6 protein-coding genes and 1 rRNA gene are annotated in these 8,067 nt (G+C 49.8%); 1 reads left to right on the plus strand and 6 read right to left on the minus strand.

The window, feature by feature from the left end:
- Window positions 1-111: 111 nt before the first annotated feature.
- Window positions 112-223, plus strand: a 5S ribosomal RNA gene (gene rrf / locus BWI97_RS21045).
- 130 nt (window positions 224-353) lie between these two features.
- On the opposite strand, the gene BWI97_RS21050 is transcribed toward rrf, so the two are convergent.
- The 6 genes from BWI97_RS21050 to BWI97_RS21075 form a co-directional block, all read right to left on the minus strand.
- The gene (locus tag BWI97_RS21050) at window positions 354-1,700 is read right to left on the minus strand and encodes a Gfo/Idh/MocA family protein (RefSeq protein ID WP_102202679.1); all 1,347 of its coding nucleotides are present in this window, start codon (window positions 1,698-1,700) and stop codon (window positions 354-356) included.
- A complete protein-coding gene (locus BWI97_RS21055; RefSeq protein ID WP_102202680.1) occupies window positions 1,697-2,557 on the minus strand; it encodes a sugar phosphate nucleotidyltransferase in 861 nt (286 codons plus the stop codon). Before BWI97_RS21055 ends, BWI97_RS21050 begins: the two co-directional genes overlap by 4 nt.
- A 15-nt stretch (window positions 2,558-2,572) precedes the next feature.
- Window positions 2,573-3,658: a galactokinase family protein gene (locus BWI97_RS21060; protein WP_102202681.1), complete on the minus strand. Its 1,086-nt coding sequence runs from the start codon at window positions 3,656-3,658 to the stop codon at window positions 2,573-2,575.
- Window positions 3,659-3,828: 170 nt separating this feature from the next.
- Window positions 3,829-4,824 carry a LacI family DNA-binding transcriptional regulator gene (locus BWI97_RS21065; RefSeq protein ID WP_233207932.1) on the minus strand — a complete coding sequence of 332 codons (996 nt, stop codon included), beginning with the start codon at window positions 4,822-4,824 and terminating at the stop codon, window positions 3,829-3,831.
- Window positions 4,825-4,935: 111 nt separating this feature from the next.
- Window positions 4,936-6,657 carry a RagB/SusD family nutrient uptake outer membrane protein gene (locus tag BWI97_RS21070; RefSeq protein WP_102202683.1) on the minus strand — a complete coding sequence of 574 codons (1,722 nt, stop codon included), beginning with the start codon at window positions 6,655-6,657 and terminating at the stop codon, window positions 4,936-4,938.
- Window positions 6,658-6,694: 37 nt separating this feature from the next.
- The coding region (locus BWI97_RS21075) for a SusC/RagA family TonB-linked outer membrane protein (protein WP_146010993.1) at window positions 6,695-8,067 on the minus strand (1,373 nt) is incomplete at its 5' end.

The raw sequence follows: 8,067 nt of genomic DNA on the forward strand, positions 1-8,067 counted from the left end.
AGACTTCTTATTTACTTTATTATCGCTTGAATACGACTATTGTCTTTTCCACATCACATCAAAAACCTTGAAGGTATTGATTGTTGCGTTCGGGCGACAATCTGAAAGACCAAGGGCGATCATAGGGCGGGTGTTCACCCCTTCCCATCCCGAACAGGGCCGTTAAGCCCCGCTCCGCCGATGATACTGGGTTCACCCCCGGGAAAGTAGGTAATCGCCTCCCCTTTACTCCAAAGAAGCTCCCCCCAAAGGAGCTTCTTTTTTTTGCTAGCTACCCTACACACCAAAGCTGTAGCTAAAGAATGCAATAGCTAAAAAGAAGCCTTCTGATCACTCAGAAGGCTTCTCTTGTTTTATACCTCCAGCCCAAAGATGGGCTTATTCGTCTTCCACTTGCCCCGTGTAAAATCAGGAATTTGAATAGGAGCTGAGCCTTTTTTAATCGATTCTTCCGATAAAGGGCTAATCGCTGACCAGGCCGCTGCATCATATACATCGATAGCAGGCGAGCGTTTTTCCTGGATTGCCATCACAAATTCCTGCATGACGAAATAGTCCATACCACCATGGCCTGCTCCCTGAGCGTTTTTCTCAAACTTCGTCCAGAGGGGATGATCGTATTTCTTCATGTAATCTCCATCTTTCTCCCACTGGTGAGCCTTCGGACTTTTCTTTTCAATATAGATCTGATCGCCTTCGTCCATCCAGAGCCCATTTGTTCCCTGTACTTTAAAACCCAATGAATAAGGACGGGGACTGTTCGTATCATGCGTAATCAGAATCGTTTCCCCATTGGCACATTTCACCATGGTTTGTACCACGTCACCCAATTTGAATTTAACCTTCGCGTTCGGATGATCAGCTCCACCGTGGTCTACAATATACTTGTGAAGACCTAAGGGTTTGGTGGCCATGGAAACCAGGTACTGAAATTGATTACCCCGGTTAATGTTGATCATTTGAGCTACGGGTCCCAGACCATGTGTGGGATAAATGTCGCCATTGCGATCAATGGAGTGCTGCGTCCGCCATTTGGCTTCCGAAAATCCTTTCTGCCCAAACTCTACGCCACCGCCATACGCACTCTTTCCATCATTGAATTTTACTTCCCGAAGGTCATGCTCATAGCCGCATTCCAAATGCGTAAGTTCGCCGAATAAACCCTGCCGAACCATATTTAACGCTGCCATGACGTCGCGTCGGTAACAAACGTTTTCGAGAATCATACAGTGGGAACCTGTCTTCTCATACGCGTTAACCAGATCCCAGGACTCCTGCAAGGTTACTGTGGCTGATACTTCTACGCCCGCGTATTTACCCGCTTTCATCGTCGATACGGCCATGGGGACGTGCCATTCCCAGGGGGTGGCAATGATAATGCCATCTAGATCCTCCCGCTTGACCATGTTCTCAAAATCCCGCTCGTTCTTACTATAGACGACGGCTTCTTTCCGACCCGCATCCCGTAACATCTTTTGAGCTTTTGCCACGGCCGCTGGATCGATATCGCAGATCGCATTGATTTCTACCTGTGGAAAGAGAATGCTGTTCCGTACGTGTTCACGGCCGCGTAGACCCACCCCAATGAAACCCAAACGTACTTTCTGGTCGTTGGGTCGGGCCGTAAGAATAGAAGGCACGAACGCCATGCCTGCCGTAGCCAGAGCGGCGTTTTTTAAGAAGTTACGACGATTGTTCATAGCTGTGTAGGATCGAGAGATGAATACTTTTCACGCAGGTATTGCTGCACGGTAGCAATGTCTTCTTTATTGGTTAAGTCCGGTACGTTTTCGGATAGCGGTAGCGTATAAACGCTGGTTAGCTGAGCCAATAGATTCACGGCCGTAGGCAATTCTTTCTCATTACGTACGGGGTGAAAAGGTGTAGCTTCCAGACAGGGCATCAATCGTTGAGCCTCTAGAGCAAAGAGGTTCATACTTACCCCTACTCGTCCGGTTTGTTGGCGAGCGGCTTCGACTTCCGCTTCACTGGGTTTTTCGTGAATATCCAATAATAACCCTTCCGCATTGGTACGGATCAAAGCAAAGGCTTGAATTCGTTCAGCCGGAAAAAGTAAGGCGTTCCGGTCATAACTGATCAGTGCGTTGGGATAAGGGTTATTCCAGAGTAATTCCAGGGCCCGTGTTGAGTACAGATTGTCACTGTTACAAATGACCAAACGACCCTGTTGCCATTCCGGTGTCTGCTGTAGGGCTTGCAAGACGGCGTCTGCCGTACCCGCTGGTTTTTGCCGGTCAGCAGCGATGTACTGCCGGGCGAAGCGTATGGACAAACCCGGAAACGCATTGGATTCATAATAAGCCTGGGTCAACGAATCCTCGGGGTGCAGTAAAAGAAGGGCTTCCGTGAATCCGGCTTCTACAGCATTCATTAATTGATAATCGATCAGCGACTGACCCGCCGTACCCACACTAATCATGCCCTTGGTGAGCGTATTGGCCTGATCCACTAGCTTGGGGTCTAACGCTAGGTTTTCTACCGCTTTTTTCATGCGGGAAGACATCCCGCCGGCTAGAATCAGAATGCGTTTGTTCATTGGTAGATGTATTGGTTAAACTTGAGCCAACTGCGTTTCAGTACGTACGCCTTCATCAATGGTAATGATGTAACTTTTTCCACCAGCCCGTTCAATCGCTTCGGCAACGGCTTCGGCGTGAGTAGGAGCGTAGGCGAACATACAGCCACCGCCACCCGAGCCATTAATCTTGGCTCCTAAAGCTCCAGCTTCTAAAGCCACGTCGATCATCCGATCGATTTTAGCCGTTGAAATGCGTTTCGCTTCCCGCAGATTGTATTGATGACGATTGAGTAAGTCTCCGAATTGTTTAGGATCGGGCTCGGGTCGGGCAAGCAGGTCTTTGGCTTCCCGTAAAATATCCCGGTCCGAAAGATTTCCTTTCAATAGAATATATTCATCCGGCGTAAGCAAAGACTGGTAACGTTCGGCCTCGCGAGCGGGATAGGTGGGTAAAGAAAAGGAGGAGTCGGCCGCTTTGATTTTACGAATGGCTTCCAACATGCCGTACTTGACGTGCTTAAGCACACCCAGCGTATCTTTCGCCTGTTGCGAATCACCGAGCACAAACGTACCCGCAATCGGCTTTAGGGTTTCTACTTTAGGAACCGGTTGCGATTCCAGATAAATAACCTGCCCTACGGCACTGGACGTTTGATCCATACGGCCACCGGGTTCTTCAAACTCTTCAACTTCGGCCCGATACGCCAGATCCGCCAGTTGATGAATGGATAGAGGAAAGTCGATCAATTGCGTCAGATAATACGCCCAGGCCACAACGAGAGCCGATGAGCTGGAAGTACCCGCATTAATGGGAATGGTACTACTAATGCGAGCGTCGAAACCCTGCGGAAATACGGCTCCCTGGCGTTGCAATAAGTTCAGGACGCTTTTATAGTAATCGCGTTGACGACCATACGGAATTTCGGATTGAAGGTTGAACGATTCCGTATGATGAATATCCGGCATGGTCAGCTGTACCTGACGATCCGACCGAAGGTGCCCTTCAATTTGTAAACGCAAGGAAATGGCAGCGGCAATAACGGGTAATCCGAGGTAATCCTGATGTTCACCAAACAAACAGATACGACCCGGAGCGGAAACGATAAAAGGTAGCGACATAGGCGTGAGGACATCAGAAACGTTGTACTAATGTAGGGCAGAAAAGCAGAAAAAAGCTACCGCCAGACGCGTCACCGGGCGGCAAATCCAGCGAAAACGGATGTACATTCGTTTGCACGGACGCGGACAAACGAATGCACAATTTTCCAGGAAAAAGAAAATTTATTGGATTAGGAGAGTACCATCAGCTCGGGTTGCAGAATGACTTTCTCAAAAGAAGCCTGAGGTTGGGCGATGGCGTTCAGGATCAGCTCAGCGGCGGTATAGCCCATGCGGTACGGATGCTGCTCGACGGAAGCCAGGGGTGGATGTTCGAGGTAAGCATTCATGGGCAGGTTAGCAAAACTCACGAACGAAATATCCGTATTCAGACGGAGCCCCTTGGCCCGGCAGACGCCCATGGCATCCAAAGCGACGTAATCGTTGAAAGTCAGTACCGAATCCGGCGGTTGGGGCAGGGCTAGCCATTGTTCCATAATTCGCCGCGTGGCTTCCGTGCTTAAGTCCACGGATTCAACTAATGCCGGTTCTGGAGAAAGACCTGCTTCGGTTAAGGCCCGTACGTAGCCTTCGTATCGTTCCTGACTCGCCACCAAAGAAGCCGGTCCATTGAGCAGGGCAATCCGTTTGAATCCTTTCTTCACTAGTAAACCCGTCGCTTCATAGGCTCCCATTTCCATGTTACAACTCACCTGATGGGTGTCAATACTGGGTGGAATGCGGTCAAATAGGACGAGTGGAATCTGGTGTTGCAAGAGTTTCTGAATGTGATCAAACTGATGACTTTCTTTCGCTACCGATAAAATGACGCCGTCTACCACCTGACGCGAGAGGACATCGAGCACTTGTTTCTCCCGCTCGTACTGATCGTGGGACTGGTACAAAGCCACGGTATACCCGCGGGCAAAAGCTACTTCTTCAATACCATTGATGGCTTTCGAAAAGAAGTTCTCCTGTATTTCGGGTAGTACTACGCCCAGCATAAAGGTTTTTCCGCTCCGCAGATTACGGGCCGTTGCACTGGGAACGTAGTTCAACTGCTGAGCTAGCTCCTGAACGCGTTCCCGCGTGCGAAGCCCGATTCGGGGATGATTCTGTAACGCTCTCGATACCGTTGAAGGAGAGATTTTCAATCGACGGGCAATTTCTTTAATCGAGACGTTCATGGGGATTCAGGAATAAAAGAGGAAAAGAAAGGCTCAATTTAATGGTTTTTCAATAGCCAAACGAAAAAGCCCCATCTCGGGGATGGGGCTTTTAAAAGAAATGAAGTTTGATCAATAACCCGGATTTTGCTTCAGCGTTGGTTGACCATTGATGTAACTGTTATTGATCTCATCCACGGGGAGAGGGAAATATTCGTGTTTACCTTTCGTAAAGCTGGCACCGTTCAGATAGGTCCGCTTTTTGGATTCGGTTTGCAGATACGTATTTAGCGTTTGGTCGGCAATGCCCCAGCGTACCAGATCAAAGAAGCGGTGTCCTTCCATCGCAAATTCCAGACGTTGCTCAAAGCGGATGGCTTTGCGGGCCGAAGCCTGATCAGCAAAGGCCGCCGAGCCGCTGGGGTACTCGTTGATGACGTAGTTAGCCGCTGGTTTCCCATCCGTATTGGTGACATAAGGACTGTTTTTCGCCCGATTCCGGATTTGATTCACCAGTAAACGAGCTTTATCCAGATTCCCTGCTTCTGCTTCGCATTCGGCCAGCCAAAGTAGTATGTGCGAATACTTAATCATGCGGTAGTTATTGGCCACCCGACGTTTGTTCGTGGAATGCGTATTGGTTCCTTCCTCGCTTTTGTAGTACATCCACTTTTTACCCGTGTACGGTCCGGAATAGTTCTGATCGCGAATCCAGGTAACACCCGGCATCGGGCCCCAATCCAGGAATGGAATGCCTCGACGGCCCACTGTCCAGTCCAGCCGGGGATCTACCGGAGCGGTATCAGGCGTAAAGGCATCGGTAATCTTCAAACCCTGATCACTCTTCAGATCCGAATTATTGAACGTGTCCAGCATAGGCAAGCCATTTGCATCCGTTTTAAAGGCGTTCACCAGGTTTAACGAAGGCAAGTAAAAGCCACAGCAGCCACCACCCGGAGCACCCGAAAAATAGGGCCAGTTGAGTTCATCACCCGCGTTTCCGTTCGAACCATTCGTACCGTCATTTACCGAGAATTGTACCTCGAAAATCGATTCGGCGTTGTTGTTGGTAAGGGCTTTGTAATTGTCGTGGTAATCGACCAGACGGTATTTTCCGCTCGCTACGATAGCTTCCAGTAGCGGTTTGGCCGTGCTATACTTGTTTTCGAACAAATACGCTTTCGCCAGATACGCCATGGCGGCGTACTTGGTCGCCCGTCCTTTCTGCGTCTGCGTTTCCGGCAGATTGTCCATCGCAAACTTGAAGTCGGCTTCGATGTTCGTCCAGATGTCCTTATCGTTGGGTACTTTCACTGAATTAGGATCGGCCGGATTGTAGATCGTTTCGTCAATATACGGAACCTTGTTCCACATCTTTTTGGCTTCGAAGTGATAGTGGGCCCGCAGGAATCGGGATTCAGCAATGACCTGCGTTTTTTCCGCGTCGGTCATATCGGTTGTCTTCGCCAGCAGCTGGAGGACTTCGTTACAGCGAGAAATCCCATCGTAGACGACCCGCCATTTCCCCCGCATGTGTACGAAAGCAGGCTGCACTTCATAGCGTTCGATACCGGTGATTTCGGGCTGGTCACTGGCATCCGTGCCCTTATACGCATCGTCCGAAGCCACGCCCCCGTACACCCAGTTCGATACGGCTCCGTGCCAGTTGGTACCCCCGGAACCAATGCCATCGAGCAGCGAGTAGGCACCAATCAACGAAGCAGAAACGCCACTTTTATTAGTAAGCTGGCTGCCCAAGGCCACCCCTTGCGGTTTTACGTCCAGAAAAGAGTCGCCGCAGGAAGAAATGAGGCCTGTTAGCAAAAGCGATAAAACAATACTATTTCTTTTCATATAAGTAGCTGTAAATCTGAAATGAGGTAAATGGGGATTAGAAACTGAGTCGTAAGCCTACAATGAGGTTTTTCGAGACGGGATAGGCTCCTTCGTCCACGCCTAAGTGCGTGTCCTGACCATTATCACCTGAACGACGTAAGTTAACATCCGGATCCAGACCCGTATACTTGGTGAGGGTGAACAGGTTTTGTCCCTGCACGTAAATCTGAGATGCTCCCAGTCCCAGTCTTTTCTGCAGACCCGCGGGGAATGAGTACGACAACTGGATATTCTTCAGACGCAGGTACGAGCCTTTTTCAACGAAGTAGGTAGAAATCTGAGCACTAGTCGCGTCCGTAGCCCGCAGTTGGGGCAGTTTGGCATCGGTTTTACCAGGAACCCACGAGTCGTACAACATCCGCGTACTGCGGTTACCTTGGAAGGTATTGAAATCAGTCCAGTACCGCATGTAATTGAAGAGGTCATTACCCTGTACGCCCTGTCCGAATAAAGTCAGATCGAAGTTTTTGTAGCCAACGCTGACGTTTAAGCCGTAGGTAAAGTCCGGGTGCGGATTGCCGATAAAGGTACGGTCAGCTGACGTTACTACACCATCTCCATTGACATCACGGAAAATGAATGAACCTGCCCGGTTATACGTACCAAAAGCCTGGGGAGCTGCTTTAGCCGCTTCATCGGTCTGGAAGATACCATCAATCACGTAGCCGTAGAACGAGGCAATCGGTTCGCCCACTTTCGTTGCACTCATGGCTGGTAGACGCGTGCTAAAGCCAAATTTGATGGAGTTGGGATCGTTATTGATGCGGAGCACTTTGTTGCGATAGGTAGAGAAGTTGGCTCCCACCGTGAACCGCATCTTGCCATCCATGGCCCGTCCGCTGTAGTTAATGGACAAATCTACCCCTTTGTTCTGCATATCGCCGATGTTCGTATACGGGATCGTAGCCTGTCCCAGAGCCCAGGGTACATCGATCTGGCTGAGCATATCCTTGGTTTTCTTGGTATACCAGTCAAAGACTACCTGTAACTTGTTGTTGAACAAACTGGCATCGAAACCTAAGTTCAGCGAAGTAGTGGTTTCCCACTTACCCCGATCGTTTCCGAACTGAACCAGATCGAAGCCCGGTACGATGGAAGAACGCGATCCATTGATGTCATAATGGTTTTCCGTAGGCCGCGATTCGTACAGGGTATAGGCGTTGTAAATGTTCGGAATGTTCTGGTTACCCGTGCTTCCCCAGCCCCCCCGAATTTTCAGGTCGGAAAGGAAATTGACATTCTTGAGAGCTGCCAGTTCGGATAAACGCAGACCCACACTGGCCGCCGGGAACACCGCATACCGATTCGCGGCACTGAAGCGTGAGGAACCATCCCGCCGCAGCGTAAAGTCAGCCAGGAAGAAATCTT

Origin of the sequence: Siphonobacter sp. BAB-5405 (genome assembly GCF_002872335.1) — a bacterium.
GTDB lineage: Bacteria > Bacteroidota > Bacteroidia > Cytophagales > Spirosomataceae > Siphonobacter.